Origin of the sequence: Microvirga subterranea (assembly GCF_003350535.1) — a bacterium.
GTDB classification, from domain to species: Bacteria; Pseudomonadota; Alphaproteobacteria; order Rhizobiales; family Beijerinckiaceae; genus Microvirga; species Microvirga subterranea.
This window is the reverse complement of record NZ_QQBB01000004.1, coordinates 145,543-169,283: the sequence shown is the minus strand read 5'-3', so window position 1 is coordinate 169,283 and position 23,741 is coordinate 145,543. Positions and strand designations below refer to the sequence as shown.

Here is a 23,741-nt window from a genome sequence, read left to right as displayed (position 1 = left end):
CCGGCCATGATGGCGTCGTACTTCTTGGCGTTCAGGGCCGGAATGATGCCGTCCCAGTCCTGGGCCACGATCTCGCACTTCACCTTCATGCGCGCGCACAGATCGTTGGCGAGGTCGATCTCGAAGCCCTCGAGCTTGCCGCCGGCGCCGGTGAAGTTCCACGGCGCATAGGCGCCCTCGGTGGCGATCTTCACGGTCTTCTCCTGGGCCACGGCCCCGCCAAGCGCGAGGGCGGAGGCCAGAAGGCCGAGGCCGATTGATTTCAGTGCTTTCATCGTCGTTCCCTGTTGTCGGCTTTGGTGAGCCTTGTCCGGTCGAGCCTGGGCAGCGCCCCCGGCACGCATCCGCCTTAAAAAGCTAACATTCAAAAGCCAAGCCCGTGCAAGTCCCAAACATGCCGAATAAAGCATCCGCAATGGCATTTTCGGTCGCAGCCGGCATGGATTCATACAAAAAGGGCGCGGCCGGAGCCGCGCCCTCGAAAGCTCCGGCCGAGGCCTCAGCTCCTGGGGGTGGTGTCGATCTTGAACCACTTCATGGACAGCTTCTGCACGGTGCCGTCCTTGATGGCGCCCTGGATGGCCTCGTTGAAGGCCTTCTTCAGCTCCGCGTCGTCCTTGCGCAGGCCCACGCCCACGCCGGCACCGAGCATGCCGCCCGTGATCGAGGGGCCGACGAGGGCGTAATCCTTGAATTCCGGCTTCTCGAGCGTGCCGATGATCGCAGTGGCGTCGGCCAGAACGGCGTCGATGCGGCCCGCGGCGAGGTCGAGATCATGGGCCTCTGTGGTCTTGTACTCGCGGATCTCGGCCGTGCCCTTGAGGTACTTGTCGGCGAAGTTCGAGTGGATGGTCGAGCCCTGGACGCCGATGGTCTTGCCCTTGAGCAGCGGCTTGGTCGCCTCGATCGCCTTCTCGGCCTGAGCCTGCTGCGAGGTGAGGTTGTAGGCCTCCCCGGTGCCGGGCATCTTGGCGAGGTCCGAATTCTTTGCAACGAGGTAGCCGTTCGGCGAATTGGCGTACGGGCCGGCGAAGTCGATGACCTTCTTGCGCTCGTCCGTGATGCTCATACCGGCCATGATGGCGTCGTACTTCTTGGCGTTCAGGGCCGGAATGATGCCGTCCCAGTCCTGGGCCACGATCTCGCACTTCACCTTCATGCGCGCGCACAGATCGTTGGCGAGGTCGATCTCGAAGCCCTCGAGCTTGCCGCCGGCGCCGGTGAAGTTCCACGGCGCATAGGCGCCCTCGGTGGCGATCTTCACGGTCTTCTCCTGGGCCACGGCCCCGCCAAGCGCGAGGGCAGTACCGACAAGGGCAAGGCTGACGGTTTTGACGAACTTCATCGTTGTTCCCTTAGTTCTGGGGCCCGGGTTCGAACCTGGGCCATGTTTCCCGCGGTCACGGACCGCGCCGGCACGCAGTAACCGCCAATCTCGGAAAAAAGGCAAGCGTTGGTTCAGGGGTGAACGGATCTCCCGTTCGGGCAGCCAAGCCTCTGATTTCCCTAGTAAACATGACGTTGCGTTAGAGAGGGCGAAACAGGCGGTCCCGAACAGGAGTGTTCGGCTCTTGCGATCCGGCGCTTAAGACGCGATGACTAGGTTCGTTTCTAGGGAGCGAGGATGACGATCCAGACTACGACCACAATCGGCGAAGACCTGATCGGCGCCCTGAGAGCCGGGCTCGGCGAAGGATCGGTGCTGACCTCTGCCGAGGACATCGGCGGCTATCTGGTCGAGTCCCGCGGCCTCTACAAAGGCGAGGCCCTAGCGGTGGTGCGCCCGCGCGATCGGGACGAGGTCGCGCTGGTCGTGAAGGAATGCGGCCGAGCAGGCGTGCCGATCGTCCCGCAAGGGGGCAACACCGGCCTCGTCGGAGGCGGCGTTCCTCATGGCGGCATCGTCCTGTCCCTCGACCGGCTGCAGCGGATCCGCGAGGTGGATCCGGTGAACGCCACGATCACCGTGGAGGCAGGCTGCATCCTCAAGTCCGTCCATGAGGCCGCCGACCAGGTCGGCTATGCCTTTCCGCTGTCCCTGCCGTCCGAAGGGTCCTGCCGGATCGGCGGCAATCTCGCCACCAATGCGGGAGGCACCGCCGTCCTGCGCTACGGCAACATGCGGGAGCTGACCCTGGGGCTGGAGGTCGTTCTCGCCGACGGCCGGATCTGGAACGGCCTCAAAGGCCTTCGCAAGGACAACACCGGATACGATCTGCGGGATCTCTTCATCGGCTCGGAGGGCACGCTCGGGATCATCACGGCGGCCGTGCTCAAGCTCTACCCGAAGCCCCAGGCGCGCGGCACCGCCTTCATCGGCTGCACGTCGCCCGGACAGGCGCTCAAGCTGTTCGAGCGCCTGCGCGAGGGTGCGGGCGACCAGCTCACCGCCTTCGAGTACATGACGGATTTCGGCCTCGAGATCGTCCTGAAGCACCGGCCGGCCGCTCAGCGGCCGCTCAGCGGCCGCCACCACTCTTATGCGCTCATCGAACTATCCTCGCCGCAGAAGGATGCAGACCTCCAGGGTCGTCTTGAAACGATCCTCGGCAGCGCTCTCGAGGAGGGTCTGATCGACGATGCGGTGATCAGCGCGAGCGGCGCGCAGAGCCAGGCGCTCTGGTCGCTGCGCGAGGACCTGTCCGAGGTGCAGCGACTGGAGGGCGGCTCGATCAAGCACGACGTCGCCGTCCCGGTCTCGCGCGTGGCGGAGTTCATCGAGGCCGCGTCAAAGGCCTGCGAGGCGGAGATGCCGGGCATCCGGGTCTGCGCCTTCGGGCATTTCGGCGACGGCAACATCCACTTCAACCTGTCCCAGCCTGTCGGCATGGACAAGGCCGCCCACCTTGCGGAATGGGAACGCTTCAACCGGATCGTGCACGACATCGTCCATGACATGAACGGCTCCATCTCGGCCGAGCATGGCATTGGGCTGATCAAGCGGGACGAGCTGCCCCACTACAAGGATCCCGTGGCGCTCGACCTCATGCGCAGCCTGAAGAAGACCCTCGACCCGCAGAACATCCTCAATCCCGGAAAGGTCGTCGCGATCGGCGAGAGCTGGCCGACGGGTTTTTCAGCCATCGCAGGACATCCATGAAGACCATCGATCTCTTGGCCATCGGCGAGCCCCTCATGGAGTTCGCGGAGGTGACACGCGCGGACGAGCGTCTCTATCTTCCGGGACACGGAGGCGACGTCTCCAACACGATCATCGCGGCCGCCCGCCAGGGTGCGAAGACGGCGATCTTCACCGCGCTCGGCGAGGACGCGTTCGGTCAGGACTTCCTCCGGCTCTGGGATCGGGAGCGGGTCGACCGGTCTTCGGTGATCGTCCGCAGAGAGGGGCGGACGGGGGTCTATTTCATCAGCTACGGCGAGGAGGGCCACGTGTTCTCTTATGCCCGCGCCGGCTCCGCCGCGAGCCTCGTGACGACCCAGGAACTGCCGCTCCAGCAGATCGCGGCGTCCCGCATCCTGCATGCATCGGGCATCAGCCAGGCGATTTCGGAAAGCTGTGCCGACGCGGTCTTCGCGGCCATCCGGCATGCCAAGGAGAACAGCACCGTCGTCAGCTACGACACCAACCTGCGTCTGCGGCTGTGGCCGCTCGACCGGGCGCGGGCCATCATCAACGGCACGGTCGCCCTCGCCGATATCGCGCTGCCCGGTCTCGACGATGCGCGCCAGCTGACAGGGCTCGAAAGGCCGGAAGAGATCTGCGCTTTCTATCTCGATCTCGGCTGCGGGATCGTGGCGCTCACCATGGGCAAGTCCGGCACCATGGTGGCGACGTCCGAGCGGACCGAGGTTCTGCCCGCACGACCCGTCGAAGCGGTCGATGCGACCGGCGCGGGCGACACCTTCGACGGGGCTTTCCTGGCCGAGTGGCTCGTCCACCGCGATCCGTTCCGGGCGGCAGCCTATGCCAACGGGGCCGCGGCCCTTTCGACTCTTGGAAAGGGAGCCGTCGCTCCCATGCCGCACCGCGCCGACGTGGAGGCCTTCCTCGCGAAGGGCTGACAAACAAAACGGCGGGCCGTGAGGCCCGCCGACGAAATTCCAGCAATCAATAATCCCGCTTAGCGACGACGAGGGGCGGTTGCGCCGGGAAGCCGGCGGGCCTCCATGGCGTGATGCTCGATATGCGGGACGACCGAGGCGGCGAACTGGCGAAGCGCCGGGTCGGTGCCGGCCTGGGCATAGGACTGATGCAGCGCCAGGGCCTGCTGGTGACCCATGCGCTGGGCCTGACCATAGAGACGGTCGAATTGAGGACCGCTGGTGGAGGCGAGCTGGTTCAGCATGGCCGACTTCTCGGGGTCGAGCTGAACGGGGAGCTGCATCGTGGAGATCGCGCCCGTAGCCTGGACGTCGCGGGCCGCACCCGCGGTCGCGCCTGCCGTGGCGCCGATACCGGCACCGACCGCTGCGCCGACCGGACCACCCACGAGCGCGCCGATGCCCGCGCCCGCCAGCGTGCCGGACACGGCGCCGGGAACCATCTCGCCGGTGGCCGAATAGACGGCGCGGCCGCCATTGAGGGCCTCGCTGGTCATGCTGTGGTCGCGGATCATCTGTTGCGCATAAGCGCGCACGGCCGGATTGCGGGAACGCTCGAGAGCGAGGCGGCTCGACGCGATCTCGAACGCGTCGGACTGCATCGCCATCGTGCGGTAGGTCTGGCTGTCCATGGTCTGGGCGACGGCGGGAGCCGACATCGACACGGCCAGAGCAGCAAAGGCAAGATATTTCTTCATCGGAAGAGCTCCTGTTTCTGGGGTGCAGAACACCGTGGCGAGTCGAAGGGGCTCGCAAAACGCATAGGTGGCTGCTGCACCCCGTCAACGACGAAGCATCTGGGCGGTTCCAATATAGGAATCGACTTGCTTGCTGTGGCCATATCCTCAGCGACAGCTTGGCTTGACTGAAAGGTTTCTTGGCCGGAACGACGATCCCAGTCATTCCGTGGATCTGCCTACCTCCATGCGCCGGCAGACAGCCGCACGGGAAGTTTTCAGGAGTCCTTCTGCGGCTGCCGGATCCGGCTGAGGGACAGCATGCCCATGCCGCCGACGCTCCCGTCCGGCCGCAGGCCCCGCAGCTCGGCCTTAAGAAGGAAGCCGGTCTCGTCCTGATCGATCGTGAAGAGGTGATATCCGGCCGTGTGGGTCAGCGTTCCGGCCCGGGCCGAAGCCGAGGGCGCACCGACGATCGGGACCGGACCGCGTGGTCCCTCGAGATGCGCCAGGGAGCCGACGTGATTGTGCCCGTGAAGGACGAGTTCAGCCCCGACACGCCGGATCATGTCCTCGAATTTGGGCGCATCGGTCAGGTTGCGTCCGGGCTGCGCACCGCCGACGTGAGGCGGGTGATGGATCAGCACGATCCGGAAGCAGGACGGGTCCTTGCCGAGCTCGCCAAGAATTTCTTCGGCTGCCTTGCGCTGTGTCGATCCGACACGACCGCTTGCCACGAAGGGCAGGGTGGGGATCGCCGAGGATAGGCCGACCATGGCAATCGGGCCGTAGCGGCGCAGGAACGGAAAGACGCCCTGGCTGCCGTCGTCGCCGCGCGTCCAGGGGGCGATTTCCTTAAGGAGACCCTCCAGCGAGCCCATCACATAGGCATCGTGATTGCCCGGAACGAAGCTGACCCGGGAAGGATCGCCGAGGCCTTCGAGAAAGACGCGGGAGGTCTGCCACTCGCTGGGAAGGCCGATGTTGCAGGTGTCGCCCGTGCAGGTGATGTGATCGGGCTTCTGCTCATGGATGTCGGCGACGAGCTCCGCCAGGAGTTCCATGTCGTGAAGGCCGCGGCGGCTCCGGTGCCAGTTGTACCAGCCCGTCAGCCTCTTGCTCAGAAGCTGCCTGAGCTTCGGCCGCGGCAGCGGTCCGACATGGGGGTCTGTCAGATGTGCGAGACGAAACATAACGGCCTATTCTGGAGACCGGATCACAGTTCGTCGAGCTATGTCGCTACGTCAAGCGGCGGGAACGGAAGTTCCGGGGCATGATCCCTAAATACGACGGAGGGCAGCCGTGGGTCGGCTGCCCTCCGTGACGACATTCCGGACGGCTGAGGCGCATCTTGTCCGACACCCCGCCAGGCTTTGCTCAGCGAGGAGGGCAGGATGGATCCGGCGGACCTCAGTTCAGTACTGGGCGCCCGGGTTCAGCGTCGAGTAGATCGCGCGATCGTCGAGGTTCAGGGCCGGGGACCAGGCGAAGCGGGAGGATCGATTGAGCCAGGAGAGGAGGAGCGAGAGAAACATTGGAACACCTTTTTCTGGCGCTGTCATAGCCCTGTGCTGAGTGCAGGTCACGCGCGAAGATAGCGCCTCAGCTATGCATTATTTGATGGGCTTCGTTCAGAATTCTGTAATCTTGTTGTGTTCTCCTCGTTCAATGTCCGACTCGTCTGCGCCCAGCCTTCCCTTCCGTCTCCTGCAATGGAGCCTGCACCGGTACTGGCGCGTGACGCGCGGCCTGACCCTCGGGGTGCGCGGCGTCATTCTCGACCGGGAGGATCGTGTCTTCCTGATCAGGCACACCTATGTCCCGGGCTGGCACCTGCCGGGCGGCGGCGTGGAGGCGGCCGAGACGGCGCTCGAGGCCCTGCGGCGCGAGGTGCGCGAGGAGGCCAGCATCGAGATCGGCGTGGATCCGACCCTGTTCGGCATCTTCTTCAATGCCCGGGTGTCGCGGCGGGATCACGTCCTCGTCTATGTGGTGCGGGACTTCACCGTCACCGGGCCGAAACAGCCCGACCGCGAGATTGCCGAGGCCGGGTTCTTTCCGGTGAAGGCCCTGCCTGAGGGCACCACAGAGGCGACGCGCCGGCGCCTTGCGGAGATCCTTTCCGGTCAGCCGGCATCAAAGACCTGGTGAGAACCATTTGCGCCGCGCCCCGGGCGCTGCTATGGCCAGGAAATCCCAAGGGAACACGTAAAGCCACATGAACCGGATCAGGATCCTGCGACGACGAAACGGCTGACCTCCGTCACGCCGCCATCATTTCCGTCGCCAGATCCCCGAGTCCGTTCATGACCGAGCTCTCCCTGATCATTCGCTCCGAACAGCCTATCGATTCCGACGCCATCGAGCGCCTGCACGAGCGCGCCTTCGGGCCCGGCCGCTTCGCCCGCACCGCGTCGCGGCTGCGGGAGGGTGCGCCCCATCTGCTCGATCTCTCCTTCACGGCACTCGTCGGCACGCTGCTCGTCGGCTCGGTCCGCATGACCCCTATCCGCGCCGGAGAGGAGCGTGCCCTCATGCTCGGCCCTCTGACGGTGGAGCCGGCCTTCGAAAGCCGCGGGATCGGCGCTGCGCTCATGCGGCGTTCGCTCGACTCTGCCCGCGACAAGGGCCATACCCTGGTGCTGCTCGTGGGCGACGAGCCCTATTACCGGCGCTTCGGCTTCAAGCGGATTCCACTCCGCCACCTGGAGCTTCCCGGACCGGTCAATCCCGACCGCTTCCTTGCGCTGGAACTCGCGGAAGGGGCGCTCGCGCGTGCCAAAGGGCTCGTGTCGCCCCTGCCGATTTCGGGCTGACCGGCTCAGGCCCGGCGCCGGCCTTCCGTCAGCCATGCGGCCAGAGTCGCGCCGATCAGGAGCGCGAGGCCCAGGAAGCCGAGGGCCAGGGGGAAGACCGAGACGCCGCGCACGATCGCGCTCTCGCTGGGCCTGATCCCGATCCAGTCCCCGCCCGAGAAGCGCGAGCCCGACCGCACCGCCAGGATGCGCGGCACGGTGATGCCCTGATCCCCCGCCATGGCCACGCGCCGGACGGAGCCGCCGGTCGCCTCGGCGATGGAGCCTAGGGATTCCGTATTGCTGAACACGTCCGTGAGCTCCCGCGGGTTGGCGGGGCCGACGCTGACGAAGGCGATGAGGTCGCCCGACCGGACCGTATGCAGTCCGAGCTCACGGCTCGCGACCTGCGCGGTGAAGAGACCGGGGCGGCTCTCGGTCAGGTCGACGCTGCTTTCCTGCCCGCTTGGGGTGATGAGCGTGACGGGATCGGCTTGGTCGCTCATTGTCTGGCGCTCGATGCGGATGTCCCGCCCTGAAACGGAAGCGCGCAATGCCTCCTCTTCCAGGGCGGGTTCCTTCATGAGCCAGTGCGAGAGGCGGCGCAGCAGGTCGAGATGCGGCCCGCCGTCGTTGTAGCCACGCGCCCAGAGCCACGCGTGGTCGGAGAGGAGGAGGGCGACGCGTCCCTTCTCCTCGCGGCGCAGGACCAGCAGCGGAAGGTCGTTGGCGCCCGACATCACGGTGGCCCCCGACTGGACCTGGGAGCCGATGATCCGCAGCCATTCGCCCCAGGCCGGGGGCTGGGTCTCCGAGCCGGGCAGGTCGCGGGTCACGGGGTGGCGCTCCCCGGTCGGCGTGATGCTGGCCTTGTATGGTTCTTCGACGATCCGGCCGTCCGGCGTGCCGGGAATGATAGGCGCAAGCCGCGTCTGGGCGAGGCTGCCGTAGCTGGCGAATTCCGGGCCGGCCGCGACCAGGACTGCGCCGCCGTCGCGCACGTAGCGCACGATGTTCTCGAAATAGCTCGACGGCAGGACGCTCTGGTTGGCGTAGCGGTCGAAGATGATCAAGTCGAAATCCTTGATCTTCTGCTGGAACAGCTCGCGGGTCGGGAAGGCGATGAGCGACAGCTCGTTGATCGGCGTTCCGTCCTGCTTCTCCGGCGGGCGCAAGATGGTGAAATGGACGAGGTCCACGTTCGCGTCCGACTTGAGCAGGTTGCGCCAGGTCCGCTCGCCCGCATGGGGCTCGCCGGAGACCAGCAGGACGCGCAGCTTCTCGCGGATGCCTTCGATCGGGACGACGGCGCGGTTGTTCGCCTGGGTCAGCTCTCCCGGAAGGCCCTCGACCTCGAGCTCGACCACGTTGGTGCCGCCGTGCTCGATGCGTGCCTGGATCGAGAAGGGCGTGTCGGCGCGCACCTGCTGGCGCGTCAGGATCTGGCCGTCCCGCCGCACCGTCACGAGCGCGGAGCCCGTGCCGCCGCGTTCCATCACCTGGGCCCGGATGGTCTGATCCTTGCCGACGATGCCGAAACGGGGTGCCTCGATGAGCTTGATCTGCCGGTCGCGCTCGTCGGGCCGTCCCGTGATGAGCGCGTGGAGCGGGGCCTTGAAGCCCAGGCTTTCGACATTCGGCGGAATGTCATGAACCACGCCGTCCGTGACGAAGATCACGCCCGCAAGCCGGTCCGGCGGAACGTCGGCGAGGCCGTTGGAAAGCGCCGCGAAAAGGCGCGTGCCGTCGTCGCCCGAACCGTCGTCCGCCTCGATGTAGCGCGGCTCCACATCCGTCAGCGTTCCGAAGCGGCGTTCCAGCTCCGAGCGCACCTGGTCGGTCATGGCCTGCCGGTCGCCGAGCGTCTGCGAGGTCGAGCGGTCGACGACCACCGCCACGATGTCCTTCACCTTCTCCCGGTCCTCCTGCACGAGGGCCGGGTTGGCGAGAGCCAGGAGAACCAGCGCGAGCGCCACGGCCCGCAGGATGGCGACGGGGCCGCGGGTCATCAGCGCCAGGATGGCGAACAGGGCAGCGACGCCGGCCACGGCCCACAGTGCATAGGCGGGAATGAGGGGAGAGAAGCTGATCGAGAGCACGGATATCTCCTCGGGCTACTGCCCCAGCCGCTCGAGGAGCGCCGGCACGTGGACCTGGTCGGCCTTGTAGTTGCCCGTCAGCGCGTACATGACGATGTTGACGCCGCCGCGATAGGCCATCTCCCGCTGCCGTGTGTCGCTGCCGACCACAGGGAAGAGAGCTTCTCCGCGCGGCCCGACCGCCCAGGCGGCCGCGAGATCGTTGGACGTGATGATGATCGGCGACACGCCGTCGCCGGAGCGCGCCGGACGGTTGCCTTCCTCCTGCGATTGGGGCGGCAGCGCCTCGACCCAGGTCTGGCCCGTGGCATAGCGGCCCGGGAATCTGTCGAGGATGTAGAAGGTCTTCGTCAGCACGTGATCTGCCGGCACCGGCTCGAGTTCCGGGATGTCGAGGGTCGCGAGCATGCGGCGCAGCTGCTGGGCTTCCGCGCTCACCGCTCCGCCCGGCTGGGTGCTGAAGGCGTCGCGGGTGTCGAAGATGACCGTGCCGCCCCCCTTCATGAACGCATCGAGGCGCCGGATCGCCGCGTCGGACGGGATGGGCCTGCTCGCCACGATCGGCCAGTAGATCAATGGATAGAAGGCGATCTCGTCCCTAGCCGGATCGATGCCGATCGGCTCGCCTGGCTGGAGAGCCGTGCGCTGACCGAGAACCTGGGTGAGGCCCGCCAGGCCCGCCCGGCTGGTCTCGTCGATCTGGGAATCGCCCGTGATGACATAGGCGAGGCGGGTCACGAGGGCGGAGTCGCTGTTGGGGACCGCAGGTTTGCGCTCCTGGGCCTGGAGGCCGGAGCCCGGGTCCATGATCAGGATGGCCGCGAGAACGATCGCTGCACCTGCGCCCGCGCGGCGGGCGCGGCCGAAGACGCTCGCCAGGTGCCCGCCGAGCCAGAGCGACGCGAGCGTGTCGATCAGGAGGAGGACGACCGCAATGGTCAGGAGCGGCGCACGCAGGTCGACGGTGCGCGCTCCCACGAGCCCGGCCATCCGGGCATTGAGCGGGGCAAAGTTCAAGGGAGCGAGCCTGTCTCCAGAAACGAGCGCATTGACCGCAAGGCTCGAATCGACGGGGCCGTAGAAGCCTGGCGGATGTTCGGCCGTGGCGCGCTCCGCGTAGTTGCGGGTGACCGCGCGGGCGTTCGGCGGGGGCGACGTGAAGATGCCGTAGCCGTCGAGGGTGAGGCGCGGTGCGACGGTCTGGTTCTCGGCATTGCGGGCTTCCGCATTCGCCTCGTTCGGCGCGCCTGCGAGAGCCGCGATCCGGCGCAGCATGTCGACGAAGAGGCCCGACAGAGGCAGGTTCGACCACGTCGTGTCCGCAGTCACGTGGAACAGCACGATGAGCCCGTCTCCCCGCTTGTCCGCGGTGACGATCGGCGTGCCGTCGGAGAGCGATGCCCAGGTCTTGCCGGCGAGGTCGCCGTCGGGCTCCGCGAGGATCTGGCGCCGGACGCCGATCTCCTCGGGCACGTTCAGGCCGAAGAACGGGCTCTCGCGCGTGAAGGGCGCGAAGGTCTTCGGCGTATCCCAGGACAGGGTGCCCCCCAGGTTGCGTCCGCCACGTCGCAGACGCACCGGCACGAGCTCGTCGTTGCCGGCCGCCAGCCGCGAGCCGGCGAAGCGAAGGAGCAGGCCCCCGTTCTCCACGAAGGCCGTGACGCGGCCCAGGGTCTCGCGATCGAGCCCGCCGACATCCGCGAGCACCAGAACGGAGACCTGCTCGTCGATGAGCTGGGTCACCGCGTCGGCCACGGCCCCGCGTCCCTGCCGGATCTCGCTATAGGGGGAGAGGGCACGCTCGATGTAGTAGAGCGGCGACAGAAGCGGCTGGGCCTGGTCGGACGTGCCGCCAAAGACAAGGCCGACCCGGCGGCGCTTGCCGCGCTCGTCGACGAGGCTGACGGCGCCGGCGGAGCCTTCGCCGAGGATCTCGATGCGCGCGATGGCGTTGCGGATCTCGGTCGGCACATCGAAGCTCGCGGTCGTCTCGGTCGCGTTCGCGTCGAAGGTGAAGCGCGCATCCGCGAGGGGCAGGTTCTTGAGATCGAGCGCCCGCACGGTGCCGGAATCGCGGCCGTTCACCTCGGGGCGGACGACCTGAACCTTCAGCTGCCCGACCGCGTTCTCGACGCCGGCTAGGGCGAGGGCGGTCGCCCTCTCGGCCTTCAGGACCGTGATGCGCCGCCCGTTCGACATCTGCGCCAAGCCATCGACGAAGCCTTGTCCGTCAACGCCTGCGACCCCGTCGCTGATCCACACGATGTCGGCATCGGGCGTCGCCTCGAGATATCGGCGGATGGAGTCGAGATGAGACTGCCTATCGGGCAGATGCGGCTGCGGCTTGATGGAGCGTAGGCGCTCCATGGCCGCGCCCGGATTCGTCGGCTCGACGGCCGCAGGCTCGTCGGCGGCTGCCACGAGCGCCACGACGCGGCCCTCGCGGCCCGCGGCTTCGATGCGTTCGGAAGCGAGGCTCATGCGCTCGCGCCAGTCGTGCGCAGAGGCGAAGCCGTTGTCGAGGATGAGCAGGAGCGGCGCGCGGCTGCTGTCCGCCGCCATCGGGTTCCAGATCGGGCCTGCCGCCGCGAGGATGAGGAAGGCCGCGAGCAGCAGGCGCAGCAGCAGGAGCCACCAGGGCGTGCGCGCCGGGGTTTCGCGCTCGGGGCGCAGGTCGGCGAGGATCTTGAGGGGCGGGAAGTCCACGCGCTTGGGCTGCGGCGGGGTGATGCGCAGCAGGAGCCAGATCGCGGGCAGCGCCGCGAGCGCCGTCAGAACGAGCGGGACCGTGAAGGTGAGGGGGAGACCGAGCATGCGCTAGCGACCTCCGGGATTGGCGCCGCGCGATGCGGTGACGAGGGTCATGATGCGGAGGGCCGCTTCGCTGGCAGGCCTGTCGGTCCGGTGAATGGTCATCGACCAGCCGCGGCGGCGGGCAAGGTCCTCGAGCTCGCCCCGATGCTGCGCGATGCGCTCCTTGTACGCGCGGCCCCAAGAAACGGCATCGCCGATCCGTAGCGAAATCCCGTCCTCCAGATCATGGAGCATGGCTTGGCCCTGGAACGGGAAGGTCTCCTCGACGGGGTCGACGATCATCACGAGATGGCCGCGCGCCCCCCGGCTGGAGATGGCTTCGACGGCCGCCGAGATGTCGCGCACGGGGGACAGGAAGTCGCTGATCAGGATCGCCTCGTGCAGCGGCGCGATCGGCGCCTGCGGCGGCAGATCCTCCTCGAGCGAGCTGCGATCGGCCACCATGGTTTCCGCCATCACTTCGGCGATGCGCCGTGTGGCGCGCGGCGGCATGAGGCCGAGCATCCCGGCCCGTTCTCCCGACTCGACGAAGCAGTCCGCGAGGGCAAGCCCGAGCACGACGGCGCGCTCGCTCTTGGAGGCCTGGGCCAGATCCGACACGTAGCCCATGGAGGCGGAGCGATCGATCCAGAACCAGATGGTCTGGGCCGTCTCCCACTCGCGCTCGCGCACATAGAGGCGGTCGTCGCGTCCTGACCTGCGCCAGTCGATGCGCTGCGCCGCCTCTCCGGCCACGAAGGGCCGGAACTGCCAGAAGCTCTCGCCCACGCCGGCGCGCCGCCGGCCGTGGATGCCGTGAGAGAGGCTCGCGGCGACACGCCGGGCCTCGAGCACGAGGCGCGGCATGCGCTGGGCCAGCGTCAGCGCGGCCTCGGTCTCGGTGCGGCCAGGAAGGCGTGCCTCTTCGGAGAGGACCCGGACACGGGCCATGACGGAAATCCTAGCCCGCCAGCCGCGCCGTGAGGCGGCCGATGATGCTCTTGACCGTTTCGCCGTCCGCGCGGGCCGAGAAGGTGAGCGCCATGCGGTGCTTCAGAACCGGCTCAGCCAGCGCGATCACGTCGGCGACGGACGGTGCGACCCGTCCCTGGATCAGCGCCCGGGCGCGGACCGCCAGCATCAAGGATTGGCTGGCGCGGGGGCCCGGCCCCCAGAGGAGCTTGTCGGTGACGCCCTCGACCCGGTCGCTTTCGGGACGGGCGCTCCGGACCAGATCGAGGATGGCCTCGACCACGCTCTCGCCGACCGGGAGACGGCGCACGAGGCGCTGGGCGTTCATCAGTCCCTCGGCGGTCATCGCAGCAGCGGGCTTGCGCTCCTCGGCGCCCGTCGTCTCGACCAGGATGCGCCGCTCGGCGGCCCTGTCGGGATAGCCGACGTCGATCTCGAGGAGGAAACGGTCGAGCTGGGCTTCGGGCAGGGGATAGGTGCCCTCCTGCTCGATCGGGTTCTGGGTCGCCAGCACGTGGAAGGGCTGGGGCAGATCGTGCCGCTCGCCGCCCACGGACACGTGGTGCTCCTGCATGGCCTGGAGCAATGCCGACTGGGTGCGCGGGCTCGCGCGGTTGATCTCGTCCGCCATCAGGAGCTGGGTGAAGATCGGTCCCTTGACGAAGCGGAACGAGCGGCGCCGGTCCGCGCCCTCGTCGAGAATCTCGGAACCGAGGATGTCGGAGGGCATCAGGTCGGGCGTGAACTGCACCCGCCGCGCGTCGAGGCCGAGCACGATGCCCAAGGTTTCGACGAGCTTCGTCTTCGCAAGGCCCGGAACGCCCACAAGCAGGCCGTGGCCGCCCGCCAGGAGCGTGATCAGGGTCAGGTCAACCACGTCCTCCTGGCCGAAGATGACCGTGTGGATGGCTTCGCGGGCCCGCCCGACCGTCTCAAGCGTCGCCTCCGCATTCCGAATGATCGCGTCGTCCAGTGCGGTGGGCGCTTGAGCGATGCCGGCCGTCATGTGGTTCTCTCCACTCGTTCGCATCCGCCCCCCTGGCTAATCTGCCTTTTCTCGACATCCTTATGCAAGCGGGTCGATCCGACGCAGCTTGGGATGGGCGAACTGGACGGCGCAGTTGATGACACTATGCTCTAGGAAGTAGCCGATCCCGGCCGTTCGTCGATCCTCGAAAGACATTTTCTTGTTCACGTTCTTGTTCACGCCCACGTCATGATCGAGCCCGCCCCAGCCCCAGGAAGCGCCTTGAGCCGGCTTGTCGAGGCGCTCGGCCCGGATGCCAGCCGCAAGGGACCGCCTCCGGTCGAGCGCTGGAACCCGGCCTATTGCGGCGAGATCGACATGCGCATCGCTGCCGACGGAACGTGGCATTACATGGGCACGCCCATCAACCGCCCGGCCCTGGTGCGGTTGTTTTCGACCGTTCTGCGCAAGGACCCCGAGCGCTACGTCCTCGTCACGCCGGTGGAGCGGGTGGGCATCACGGTCGAGGACGTACCGTTCCTGGCCGTCGAGATGGCCGTCGAAGGGGAGGGGGACGGGCGGCAGATCGCCTTCCGCACCAACGTGGACGATGTGGTCCAGGTCGACGCCGGCCACCCGCTGCGCTTCGAGCGCGATGCGCAGGACGGGGTGCGGCCCTACGTGCTGGTGAGAGGCGGTCTTTGGGCCCGGCTGACCCGGGCGCTTGCACTGGATCTGGTGGCGCTCGGCGAGGAGCGCGACGAGGACGGTGAGACCCGGTTCGGCGTCTCGGTCGACGGGGCCTTCTTTCCCATCGCGCCTGTTTCGGCCCTCGGCGACCTCTCATGACCGTCATCCGACCCGATGCGTCCGAGTTCCTGGCTCTCGCGGCCGAACGGCTGCGGCGCGAGCCTCCCGATCGCACGGACGCGCTTGCCAATCCGCGGGGAGATCACAGCCTCGACGACGTGCCGTTGGTCCGGCCCCTCGATCCGAAGACGGCTGCGGTTCTGGTCCCGGTCGTCATGCGCGCGGAGCCGACCCTGCTCTTCACGGAACGATCGGCCCATCTGCGCCAGCATTCGGGCCAGATCGCCTTTCCGGGCGGCCGGGTCGATCCGACCGATGCCTCCGTTGAGGCGGCAGCCTACCGGGAGGCCGAGGAGGAGATCGGCCTCGACGGCCGGTTCATCAGCCCGCTCGGCTTTCTCGATGCCTATCTGTCCACAACCAATTATCTGGTCATGCCTCTCGTGGCCCGGGTCGACCCGTCCTACAGCCTCAGCCTCAATCCGCACGAGGTGGCCGACGCCTTCGAGGTGCCGCTCGGCTTTCTGATGAATCCGGCCCATCACGAGCTTCATTCCCGCGAGTGGCAGGGCCGGCAGCGGCGCTACTATGCAATTCCCTACGAGGGACGCTACATCTGGGGTGTGACGGCCGGCATCATCCGCAATCTGTACGAGAGGCTCTATAGTAAATGACACGGGCAATCCTTCAGGAGTTGGTCCTCTTTCTCCTGCCCTTCGTCGCCTTCGCCCTCTACCTCCTCATCCGCCGCCGCAATCCTCTTCTCTGGTCGCACTGGAGCAACCAGTCCGTCTGGCTCGTGATCGCCGGGCTGGCCTTCGTGGTGATCTCCCTCGTGTCGGCGGGTCTTCTTGCGGACCGCCAGACTGGGGCCTACGTTCCGTCGCACGTGGAAAACGGGCGCGTGGTTCCGGGGCAGTTCAGGTGATCCAATCCCTCGACCGAGAGGCCCTTGCGGGCCTCCTCCAGCGCGGTCCGCTGCGCCGGCTGCTCATCGCGTTTAATCGCGACGGGGAGGAGACGCGCATCGTGGGCGGCGCCGTGCGCAACGCGCTCCTGGGCCGGCCCGTCACGGAGGTGGACTGCGCCTCGACGGCCGTTCCCGATGCGATCCTGCGCCTTGCGGAGGAGGCAGGCTTCAAGGCGGTCCCCACGGGGATCGACCACGGCACGATCACGGTGATCGTCGACGGCGAGCCCTTCGAGGTCACGAGCCTGCGCGAGGATGTGGAGACGGACGGGCGCTACGCGGTTGTGCGCTTCGGCCGTCACTTCGACGCCGATGCTAAGAGGCGCGACTTTACCATCAACGCCCTGTCGGTCGCGCTGAACGGCCACCTCCATGACTATACCGGCGGCGTCACCGATCTCGCGGCGCGGCGCGTCCGCTTCATCGGCGACGCGCATAAGCGCATTCGCGAGGATTACTTGAGGATCCTGCGGTTCTTCCGGTTTTATGCGGAGTACGCGGAAGGGGATCCCGACCCCGAAGGTCTTGCCGCAGCGGGATCCGAGAGGCGGGGGCTGTCGATCCTCTCGCGGGAGCGGATCAGGCACGAACTCATGAAGCTCGTGGTCGCGCAGCGGGCCGAGGACACGATCCACATCCTTGCGGAACACGGGTTCCTGACCTGGATCCTGGACGGCGTGGCCGAACTCGGGCGCTTCGGCCGGGTGGTGGCTGCTGATCGGGAGACTCCCGTGCCGATCTGGCGCCTCGCGTCGCTTGCAGTCCTGGTCGAGGAGGATGCGGACCGCCTGCGGGAGCGGCTGAGGCTCTCCAACGACGAGCACCGCAGGCTCGCCGCCTATGCCCGGCTTCTCGCGATCGTGAAGACGCGGCTGCTGCCGCTCGACGCGCTCGCCATCCGCCGCCTCGCGGCCGAGCACGAGGTCGAGGCGCTCGGCGTGGTTCTGGCCGCAACCGCGGGCGAGCCGCTCCCGGTTCTCCTGCCTGAAGGGCAGGAGGCTCTTGCGAGGTTCCGAAGCGGTCAGGAGGAGGTCCCGGCCTTTCCCCTGCGTGGCGCGGATATCGTCCAAGGCGGCATTCCCAAGGGACCCCGGGTGGGCGAGCTGATGGGGCTCGCCCGGCAGGCCTGGCTGGCCGAAGGCTGCCCGACCGACGGGCGCTATGCGCAGGACCTGCTGCGCCGCGTCCTCGAGCAGGCGAGGGCTTAGAGCTGTTTCCACTTGCATGGAATCAGCTCTCTCCTTTGTCATGCCGCATTTCTTAACGGCGAACCGGAACCACTTCGCCGAACAATGCCCCTAGGGCCAGCGCACCGTGGGCGGCATGGACGAGAGGATCGACTCGATGTTGCCGCCGGTCCTCAGCCCGAAGATCGTGCCGCGGTCGTAGAGGAGGTTGAACTCCACGTAGCGCCCGCGCCGCACCTGCTGCTCGATCCGGTCGGCCACCGTCCATTCGGTTCGGACGTTGCGGCGGACGATCTCGGGATAGATTCTCAGGAATGCCTCGCCCACGTCGCGTGTGAAGGCGAAATCCGCCTCCGGGTCGCCGGTCCAGTGATAGTCGTAGAAGATGCCGCCGATGCCGCGGGGCTCGTTGCGGTGCTTGAGGTGGAAGTACTCGTCGCACCAGGCCTTGTACCTGGCATAGTCCACGGAGGGCCGGTCGCAGGCATGCCGCAGGGCCTCGTGGAACGCGACCGTGTCGGGGTCCTCCTGGGTCCGGCGCCGGTCGAGCACGGGGGTGAGGTCCGCTCCGCCGCCGAACCAGGGCTTGGTCGTCACCACGAAGCGGGTGTTCATGTGCACGGTCGGCACGTTCGGGTTCCAGGGATGGGCGATCAGGGAGATGCCGGCCGCCCAGAAGCGCGGATCCTGGTCGGAGCCGGGGATCTGGCCGCGAAATTCAGGCGCGAACTCCCCATGGACTGTGGAGACGTGCACGCCCACCTTCTCGAACACCCGGCCGCGCATCATCGACATGACGCCCCCGCCGCCGGGATTGCCGTTGTGATCCTTGCGCTCCCAGGGCTTACGCTCGAAGCGGCCGGCCTCGGAAGCCTCGGGCGGGAGCGGGGCCGTCACCTCGTCCTCGATGGCCTCGAAGGCGGAGCAGATCCGGTCCCTGAGGGTAGCGAACCAGGCGGGGGCCTCGCTTTGAAGGCGCGCGACGGCGGCGGTGTCGGTCATGGGTGATCAGGCTCCAAGGGGGCTGGAAGGGGAAACGTCCCGGTCTGCCGCAGGGCTTCGCCGAGGATCATGGCCGCCGTGACGGCGACGTTGAGGGAACGCAGGCCTGGCCGCATCGGGATCACGACCCGGGCATCGGCCGCCTCGTGGACCTCGTCGGGCACGCCGGCCGATTCCCGCCCGACCAGGATGATGTCGTCCGGTGCGAACCCGAAGGCCGTATAGGGCACGGCGCCCTTCGTGGTGGCGAGGATCAGCCGCCCGCCGCCGGTCCGGCGCCAGTCTTCAAAAGTCCGCCAGGAGACGTGGCGGGTGACGGCCGCCCGCTCCAGATAGTCCATGCCCGAGCGGCGCAGGTTCCGGTCCGAGACGTCGAAGCCCGCAGGCTCGATGATCTCGACCGGGACGCCGAGGCAGGCCGCGAGGCGCAGCATGGTGCCGGTGTTCTGCGCGATATCGGGCTGGTAGATGGCGAGACGGGGCATAGATGCGTCATCGGGGCAGGAGGCCCCGACGTCAAGTCGGGGCTTCGCCAGCCGTCGGATGAGGAACTGGGGACAGGGATGTTTGGCTGGTTTGAAAAGCAGATCGATCCGTTCGCCCCGTTCGACGAGACCCAGACCCCTCCCAAGTCCGTCAGCGGCTTCGCCTGGTACTATCTCAGGCCGATCCGGCACTGGTTCCTGCTGCTCTTCGTCATTGCGCTTGTGGTCGGGCTCTTCGAGGCCTCGCTCTACATCCTGATCGGATGGATCGTCGATCTCCTCACCCGGTCGGCTCCGGACCGGATCTGGGCCGAGCATGGGAATGCCCTGCTGCTGGTCGGCGCCTTGGTGCTGTTCGTGCGGCCGATTCTGCATTTCCTGCATGGACTGGTGTCGAACCAGCTCATCGTGCCGCAGAGCACGAACATGATCCGCTGGCGGACGCACGTCTACACGCTCGGCCATTCGGTGAGCTATTTCCAGGCCGATTTCGCTGGGCGGCTCGCCAACCGGATCATGCAGGCGGGCGGGGCCATCCGCAGCATCGCGGTCACGCTTCTCGACACGCTCCTTTACGTCGCGATCTTCGCCTTCACGGCCCTCGGGGTGTTCTCGAGCGTCAGTCCCTGGCTCGCGCTGCCAATGGGCCTGTGGATCGCATGCTATGTGGTTCTGCTCTATTTCTTCGTCCCTCGCGCCAAGGAGCGGTCCCTGAAGGTGGCCGACACGCGCTCGGCCCTGGTGGGCCGCGTGGTCGACAGCTACACCAACATCCTCACGGTCAAGCTCTTCGCCCGGGCGGCGGAGGAGCGCTCTGCCGTGAGCGAGTCCCTGGCGGCCAACACGCACGCCTTTCTCGATTCCATGCGGCTCAACACGGGCGTCGGCGGGCTCCTGGCCTTCATGAACAGCGCGCTCCTCGTGGCGACCGGCGGGTTGTCGATCGTCCTCTGGCGGCAGGGGCTGATGACGACAGGCGAGACGGCGACCGGCTTGTCTCTCGTGATGCGGATCCTGGCCATGTCCGGCTGGGTCATGCACACGGTCAGGGACGTGTTCGAGAACATCGGCGTGGTCCAGGAGAGCATGGAGACGATCGCGCGGCCCCACGGCCTGGTGGATGCTCCCTCCGCTCCCGGGCTCGAAGTGACGCAAGGAGAGGTGCGTTTCGAGAACGTCTCCTTCCACTACGGCCGCGAGGAGGGCATCATTGAGGGCCTCGACCTGACGATCCGGGCCGGCGAGAAGGTCGGGCTCGTGGGCACGAGCGGGGCCGGCAAGACCACGATCACGTCCCTCCTGCTGCGCCTTCACGACCTGGAGAGCGGCCGGATCCTCATCGACGGGCAGGACATCGCCGGGGTCAGCCAGGATTCCCTGCGCGCCTCCATCGCCATGGTGACGCAGGACACGTCCCTCCTGCACCGGTCGATCCGGGACAACATTCTCTATGGCCGCCCCGGGGCGCGGCAGCGGGAGGTCGAGCAGGCCGCGAGGCTCGCCCATGCTCATGACTTCATCATGCAGCTCGAGGACCACCGGGGCCGGCGGGGCTACGACGCTCATGTGGGCGAGCGGGGCGTGAAGCTCTCCGGCGGCCAGCGGCAGCGCATCGCCATCGCCCGGGTGATCCTGAAGGACGCCCCGATCCTCGTCCTGGACGAGGCGACCTCGGCCTTGGACTCGGAGGTGGAGGGCGCAATCCAGGAATCGCTCTCGACCCTCATGGAGGGCAAGACCGTGATCGCCATCGCCCACCGGCTGTCGACGATCGCGGCCCTCGACCGCCTCGTGGTCATCGACCGCGGGCGCATCGTCGAGGAGGGGAGCCACAGGGAACTCCTCGCCCGAGGCGGGCTCTATGCGCGGCTCTGGCGGCGCCAGTCCGGGGGCTTCCTGGGAGCCGACGAAACTGCGGCAAACTGAGCATTCCAGGCTGGAACATCTCCAATCCGGCTATGGACAGGCGGGCTTGACCGTGCCAAAGAGCCTGCGCGCGGCGACGCCCAGTCGCATTGCGCGCGCGTTGGCGCGTATGTTTGTTCCATCAAGCATCGCGCCGGTGTCCGGGTTGCCGGAACATCATCAAACGCGCGGTTCTCGTTTTTAACGGATGCTGGAGAGCCAAGTGGCCGAGACCACCACTCACGTCGCTGAGCCGACACGGCGCGATTTCCTCTTTATCGCCACGGGCGCGGCCGCTGCCGTCGGCGGTGCAACCCTGGTGTGGCCGTTCATCCAGTCCCTGGCGCCCGACGCGGCGACCGTGGCGGCCGGTGCGCCGGTCGAGGTCGACCTGGGCCCCATCGCCGAAGGGCAGATCGTCAAGGTCTTCTGGCGCGGCAAGCTGATCTTCGTCCGTCACCGCACGGCCGAGGAGATCAAGGCCGCGCAGGACGTGAACGTCGCCACCCTGCGTGATCCCCAGCCCGACTCGGCCCGCGTGAAGCCGGACCATGCCCAGTGGCTGATCGTCTACGGCAACTGCACCCATCTGGGCTGCGTGCCGCTCGGCCAGCAGGGCGAGTACCACGGCTGGTTCTGCCCGTGCCATGGCTCGGTCTTCGACACCTCCGGCCGTGTCCGCGGCGGCCCGGCGCCGATCAACCTGCCGATCCCGCCCTACACCTTCACGTCCGACACGAAGATCGTGATCGGCCAAGAAGCCACGGCGTAATTTTCCCGCGACGATCACTGCGGTCAGGCGATACCCATGAGTCAGCACGCAACAACCTACGTCCCTAAGAGCGCCTTCGGTAAATGGTTCGAGAGCCGGCTGCCGATCGCCAGCCTCGTCCACTCGTCCTTCATCGCGTTCCCGGTCCCGCGGAACCTGACCTATTTCTGGACGTTCGGCGCCATCCTGGTGTTCATGCTCGTCGCGCAGATCGTGACCGGCGTGTTCCTGGCCATGTACTACACGCCGAACGCCGCGATGGCGTTCCAGTCCGTCGAGCACATCATGCGCGACGTGAACTACGGCTGGCTGCTGCGCTACCTGCACGCCAACGGCGCCTCGATGTTCTTCGTGGCGGTCTACATCCACATCTTCCGTAACTTCTACTACGGGTCCTACAAGGCGCCGCGCGAGGTCCTCTACATCCTCGGCGTCATCATCTTCCTGCTAATGATGGCCACCGCCTTCATGGGCTACGTGCTTCCCTGGGGCCAGATGAGCTTCTGGGGCGCCACCGTGATCACGAACCTCTTCTCGGCGATCCCGGTCGTCGGCGAGACCATCGTGAGCTTCCTCTGGGGCGGCTACTCGGTCGGCAACCCGACGCTCAACCGCTTCTTCTCCCTGCACTTCCTGCTGCCCTTCATGATCTTCGGCGTGGTGATCCTCCACGTCTGGGCGCTGCACGTGCCGGGCCAGAACAACCCGACCGGCATCCCGATCAAGTCGGGCAAGGACGCGGTTCCGTTCACCCCCTACGCCACGATCAAGGACATCTTCGCGGTCGTCGTGTTCATGCTGTTCTTCGGCTACTGGGTGTTCTACATGCCGAACTACCTCGGCCATGCGGACAACTACATCCCGGCGAACCCGGCCGTGACGCCGTCGCACATCGTGCCCGAATGGTACTTCCTGCCGTTCTACGCGATCCTGCGCGCGATCCCGGACAAGCTCGGCGGCGTCATCGCCATGTTCTCGGCCATCGCCGTGTGGTTCCTGATGCCGTGGCTCGACACCTCCAAGGTCCGCTCGACCGCCTACCGTCCGCTCTACAAGCAGTTCTTCTGGGTCTTCGTCGCCGTCTGCGTCCTGCTCGGCTGGCTCGGCTCGAAGCCTGCGGAGGGCTGGTACGTGGTCGTCTCGCAGATCGCCACCGCGTACTACTTCATCCACTTCCTGGTGATCCTGCCGGTGCTCGGCTTCGTCGAGCGTCCCCTGCCGCTGCCGAACTCGATCCTCGAGTCCGTGATGGGCGTGCAGAAGGGCGGCGCGGGCATGCCGGCTGGCGCCAATGCCGAGCCGCAGTCCAAGGGCTGAAGCGAGCGTTGAGGAACAAGAACATGATGAAGCGTACCCTTCTCATCGCCGCGGCCCTCCTTGGCCTTTCGGCTCCCGCTTATGCGGCCGGCGAGACGCCCGTCCCGCCGCAGCTCAAGTGGAGCTTCCAGGGCCCCTTCGGGAAGTTCGACCGGGCCCAGCTCCAGCGCGGCTTCAAGGTCTACCGGGAGGTCTGCGCCTCCTGCCACGGCCTGAGCTATGTGTCGTTCCGCAACCTATCGCAGCCCGGCGGCCCGGAATTCTCCGAGGCGCAGGTCCGCGCGCTGGCGGCCGAGTACAAGATTCAGGACGGCCCGAACGAGGCCGGCGACATGTTCGAGCGTCCCGGCCGTGCAGCCGACCGCTTCCCGTCGCCGTTCCCGAACGAGAATGCCGCCGCGGCGGCGAACGGCGGCAAGGCTCCCCCGGACCTGTCCCTGATGCCCAAGGCCCGCACCTACGAGCGCGGCTTCCCCTGGTTCATCATCGACGTGTTCCGCCAGTACTCTGAGAACGGCGCCGACTACGTGACGGCGCTGCTCAACGGCTACGAGGAGGCCCCACAGGGTTTCACCGTGCCGGAGGGCGGTCACTACAACCACTACTATCCGGGCCACGTGATCGCGATGCCGAAGCCGCTGAGCGACGGCCAGGTCGAGTACCCGAAGAACGAGGCCGGCCAGCCGCAGGCGCCCGAGACCGTGGACCAGTATGCCCGCGACGTCACGGCCTTCCTGACCTGGACGGCGGAACCCCACCTCGAGGCCCGCAAGCGCCTCGGCTTCCAGGCGATGCTGTTCCTCCTCGTCCTGTCGGTCCTGCTCTACTTCACCAAGAAGAAGATCTGGGCCCGGGTCGGCGGCGAGGTCGAGGGTCACGCGACCCCGCCGATGACGCACAATCCCTGACGGTCTCCGAAAGGCCCCGG

The 23,741-nt window shown here is 67.2% G+C and carries 22 protein-coding genes; 12 read left to right on the top strand and 10 right to left on the bottom strand.

Annotated elements, in window-relative coordinates; all coding sequences use genetic code 11:
• Both DES45_RS11540 and DES45_RS11535 read right to left on the bottom strand, forming a co-directional pair.
• On the bottom strand, nt 1–275 hold a 275-nt coding region (locus tag DES45_RS11540; RefSeq protein WP_147282401.1), incomplete at its 3' end, for a transporter substrate-binding domain-containing protein.
• A 224-nt stretch (nt 276–499) separates the two neighbouring features.
• Nucleotides 500–1,345, bottom strand: a complete 846-nt coding sequence (locus DES45_RS11535; protein WP_114770161.1) for a lysine/arginine/ornithine ABC transporter substrate-binding protein — start codon at nt 1,343–1,345, stop codon at nt 500–502.
• A 279-nt stretch (nt 1,346–1,624) separates the two neighbouring features.
• Between DES45_RS11535 and DES45_RS11530 the strand changes: the two genes are divergently transcribed.
• The gene (locus DES45_RS11530; RefSeq protein WP_114770160.1) at nt 1,625–3,100 is read left to right on the top strand and encodes an FAD-binding oxidoreductase; all 1,476 of its coding nucleotides are present in this window, start codon (nt 1,625–1,627) and stop codon (nt 3,098–3,100) included.
• Nucleotides 3,097–4,023: a sugar kinase gene (locus tag DES45_RS11525; protein WP_114770159.1), complete on the top strand. Its 927-nt coding sequence runs from the start codon at nt 3,097–3,099 to the stop codon at nt 4,021–4,023. Before DES45_RS11530 ends, DES45_RS11525 begins: the two co-directional genes overlap by 4 nt.
• A gap of 59 nt (nt 4,024–4,082) precedes the next feature.
• Here DES45_RS11525 and DES45_RS11520 read toward each other — a convergent pair whose 3' ends face one another.
• Both DES45_RS11520 and DES45_RS11515 read right to left on the bottom strand, forming a co-directional pair.
• Nucleotides 4,083–4,760, bottom strand: a complete 678-nt coding sequence (locus DES45_RS11520) for a DUF4142 domain-containing protein (protein WP_114770158.1) — start codon at nt 4,758–4,760, stop codon at nt 4,083–4,085.
• Nucleotides 4,761–5,017: 257 nt separating this feature from the next.
• Nucleotides 5,018–5,932: a metallophosphoesterase family protein gene (locus tag DES45_RS11515; RefSeq protein ID WP_114770157.1), complete on the bottom strand. Its 915-nt coding sequence runs from the start codon at nt 5,930–5,932 to the stop codon at nt 5,018–5,020.
• Between the two features lie 475 nt (nt 5,933–6,407).
• Between DES45_RS11515 and DES45_RS11510 the strand changes: the two genes are divergently transcribed.
• Together DES45_RS11510 and DES45_RS11505 are read left to right on the top strand one after the other, a co-directional pair.
• Complete coding sequence (locus DES45_RS11510) at nt 6,408–6,890, top strand: NUDIX domain-containing protein (protein ID WP_114770156.1); 483 nt, start codon at nt 6,408–6,410, stop codon at nt 6,888–6,890.
• Nucleotides 6,891–7,045: 155 nt separating this feature from the next.
• Nucleotides 7,046–7,555, top strand: coding sequence for a GNAT family N-acetyltransferase (locus tag DES45_RS11505; protein WP_114770155.1), 510 nt, complete (start codon nt 7,046–7,048; stop codon nt 7,553–7,555).
• Nucleotides 7,556–7,560: 5 nt separating this feature from the next.
• Here the strand turns inward: DES45_RS11505 and DES45_RS11500 are convergent, their stop codons facing one another.
• The 4 genes from DES45_RS11500 to DES45_RS11485 are packed head-to-tail and all read right to left on the bottom strand — an operon-like array spanning nt 7,561 to nt 14,404.
• Nucleotides 7,561–9,633, bottom strand: coding sequence for a hypothetical protein (locus tag DES45_RS11500; protein ID WP_114770154.1), 2,073 nt, complete (start codon nt 9,631–9,633; stop codon nt 7,561–7,563).
• 15 nt (nt 9,634–9,648) lie between these two features.
• Entirely contained in the window at nt 9,649–12,447 is a 2,799-nt protein-coding gene (locus DES45_RS11495; protein WP_114770153.1) for a DUF4159 domain-containing protein, read from the bottom strand.
• 3 nt (nt 12,448–12,450) lie between these two features.
• Entirely contained in the window at nt 12,451–13,377 is a 927-nt protein-coding gene (locus DES45_RS11490; RefSeq protein ID WP_114770152.1) for a DUF58 domain-containing protein, read from the bottom strand.
• 10 nt (nt 13,378–13,387) lie between these two features.
• The gene (locus DES45_RS11485; RefSeq protein WP_114770151.1) at nt 13,388–14,404 is read right to left on the bottom strand and encodes an AAA family ATPase; all 1,017 of its coding nucleotides are present in this window, start codon (nt 14,402–14,404) and stop codon (nt 13,388–13,390) included.
• A gap of 210 nt (nt 14,405–14,614) precedes the next feature.
• Between DES45_RS11485 and DES45_RS11480 the strand changes: the two genes are divergently transcribed.
• From DES45_RS11480 to DES45_RS11465, 4 genes are read left to right on the top strand one after another with little or no spacing between them, the layout of a single operon-like run.
• On the top strand, nt 14,615–15,214 hold the full coding sequence (locus DES45_RS11480; RefSeq protein ID WP_114770150.1) for a DUF1285 domain-containing protein: 600 nt from the start codon (nt 14,615–14,617) through the stop codon (nt 15,212–15,214).
• Entirely contained in the window at nt 15,211–15,849 is a 639-nt protein-coding gene (locus tag DES45_RS11475; protein ID WP_114770149.1) for a CoA pyrophosphatase, read from the top strand. Before DES45_RS11480 ends, DES45_RS11475 begins: the two co-directional genes overlap by 4 nt.
• Complete coding sequence (locus DES45_RS11470; protein WP_114770148.1) at nt 15,846–16,103, top strand: DUF6111 family protein; 258 nt, start codon at nt 15,846–15,848, stop codon at nt 16,101–16,103. The genes DES45_RS11475 and DES45_RS11470 overlap by 4 nt, the downstream gene beginning before the upstream one ends.
• Nucleotides 16,100–17,353, top strand: coding sequence for a CCA tRNA nucleotidyltransferase (locus tag DES45_RS11465; protein ID WP_114770147.1), 1,254 nt, complete (start codon nt 16,100–16,102; stop codon nt 17,351–17,353). Before DES45_RS11470 ends, DES45_RS11465 begins: the two co-directional genes overlap by 4 nt.
• Before the next feature lie 90 nt (nt 17,354–17,443).
• On the opposite strand, the gene hemF is transcribed toward DES45_RS11465, so the two are convergent.
• Nucleotides 17,444–18,334 (bottom strand): oxygen-dependent coproporphyrinogen oxidase, encoded by an 891-nt coding sequence (gene hemF, locus DES45_RS11460; protein WP_114770146.1) that lies wholly within the window; start codon nt 18,332–18,334, stop codon nt 17,444–17,446.
• Nucleotides 18,331–18,819 (bottom strand): tRNA (cytidine(34)-2'-O)-methyltransferase, encoded by a 489-nt coding sequence (locus tag DES45_RS11455; protein WP_114770145.1) that lies wholly within the window; start codon nt 18,817–18,819, stop codon nt 18,331–18,333. The genes hemF and DES45_RS11455 overlap by 4 nt, the downstream gene beginning before the upstream one ends.
• A gap of 78 nt (nt 18,820–18,897) precedes the next feature.
• On the opposite strand from DES45_RS11455, the gene DES45_RS11450 reads away from it, so the two are divergent.
• The 4 genes from DES45_RS11450 (at nt 18,898) to DES45_RS11435 (ending at nt 23,721) form a co-directional block, all read left to right on the top strand.
• Nucleotides 18,898–20,745, top strand: coding sequence for an ABC transporter ATP-binding protein (locus DES45_RS11450; protein ID WP_114770144.1), 1,848 nt, complete (start codon nt 18,898–18,900; stop codon nt 20,743–20,745).
• A 202-nt stretch (nt 20,746–20,947) separates the two neighbouring features.
• Nucleotides 20,948–21,496 carry a ubiquinol-cytochrome c reductase iron-sulfur subunit gene (gene petA / locus DES45_RS11445; RefSeq protein WP_425374279.1) on the top strand — a complete coding sequence of 183 codons (549 nt, stop codon included), beginning with the start codon at nt 20,948–20,950 and terminating at the stop codon, nt 21,494–21,496.
• A gap of 36 nt (nt 21,497–21,532) precedes the next feature.
• Nucleotides 21,533–22,813, top strand: coding sequence for a cytochrome b (locus tag DES45_RS11440; protein ID WP_114770142.1), 1,281 nt, complete (start codon nt 21,533–21,535; stop codon nt 22,811–22,813).
• A gap of 23 nt (nt 22,814–22,836) precedes the next feature.
• Nucleotides 22,837–23,721 (top strand): cytochrome c1, encoded by an 885-nt coding sequence (locus tag DES45_RS11435; RefSeq protein ID WP_114770141.1) that lies wholly within the window; start codon nt 22,837–22,839, stop codon nt 23,719–23,721.
• The last annotated feature ends 20 nt before the right edge of the window (nt 23,722–23,741 follow it).

Bases quoted from the DNA above. Each gene is read 5' to 3' on its own strand.
- DES45_RS11535 (WP_114770161.1), bottom strand. From the start codon at position 1,345: ATGAAGTTCGTCAAAACCGTCAGCCTTGCCCTTGTCGGTACTGCCCTC.
- DES45_RS11530 (WP_114770160.1), top strand. From the start codon at position 1,625: ATGACGATCCAGACTACGACCACAATCGGCGAAGACCTGATCGGCGCC.
- DES45_RS11525 (WP_114770159.1), top strand. From the start codon at position 3,097: ATGAAGACCATCGATCTCTTGGCCATCGGCGAGCCCCTCATGGAGTTC.
- DES45_RS11520 (WP_114770158.1), bottom strand. From the start codon at position 4,760: ATGAAGAAATATCTTGCCTTTGCTGCTCTGGCCGTGTCGATGTCGGCT.
- DES45_RS11515 (WP_114770157.1), bottom strand. From the start codon at position 5,932: ATGTTTCGTCTCGCACATCTGACAGACCCCCATGTCGGACCGCTGCCG.
- DES45_RS11510 (WP_114770156.1), top strand. From the start codon at position 6,408: ATGTCCGACTCGTCTGCGCCCAGCCTTCCCTTCCGTCTCCTGCAATGG.
- DES45_RS11505 (WP_114770155.1), top strand. From the start codon at position 7,046: ATGACCGAGCTCTCCCTGATCATTCGCTCCGAACAGCCTATCGATTCC.
- DES45_RS11495 (WP_114770153.1), bottom strand. From the start codon at position 12,447: ATGCTCGGTCTCCCCCTCACCTTCACGGTCCCGCTCGTTCTGACGGCG.
- DES45_RS11490 (WP_114770152.1), bottom strand. From the start codon at position 13,377: ATGGCCCGTGTCCGGGTCCTCTCCGAAGAGGCACGCCTTCCTGGCCGC.
- DES45_RS11485 (WP_114770151.1), bottom strand. From the start codon at position 14,404: ATGACGGCCGGCATCGCTCAAGCGCCCACCGCACTGGACGACGCGATC.
- DES45_RS11480 (WP_114770150.1), top strand. From the start codon at position 14,615: ATGATCGAGCCCGCCCCAGCCCCAGGAAGCGCCTTGAGCCGGCTTGTC.
- DES45_RS11475 (WP_114770149.1), top strand. From the start codon at position 15,211: ATGACCGTCATCCGACCCGATGCGTCCGAGTTCCTGGCTCTCGCGGCC.
- DES45_RS11470 (WP_114770148.1), top strand. From the start codon at position 15,846: ATGACACGGGCAATCCTTCAGGAGTTGGTCCTCTTTCTCCTGCCCTTC.
- hemF (WP_114770146.1), bottom strand. From the start codon at position 18,334: ATGACCGACACCGCCGCCGTCGCGCGCCTTCAAAGCGAGGCCCCCGCC.
- DES45_RS11455 (WP_114770145.1), bottom strand. From the start codon at position 18,819: ATGCCCCGTCTCGCCATCTACCAGCCCGATATCGCGCAGAACACCGGC.
- DES45_RS11450 (WP_114770144.1), top strand. From the start codon at position 18,898: ATGTTTGGCTGGTTTGAAAAGCAGATCGATCCGTTCGCCCCGTTCGAC.
- DES45_RS11440 (WP_114770142.1), top strand. From the start codon at position 21,533: ATGAGTCAGCACGCAACAACCTACGTCCCTAAGAGCGCCTTCGGTAAA.
- DES45_RS11435 (WP_114770141.1), top strand. From the start codon at position 22,837: ATGATGAAGCGTACCCTTCTCATCGCCGCGGCCCTCCTTGGCCTTTCG.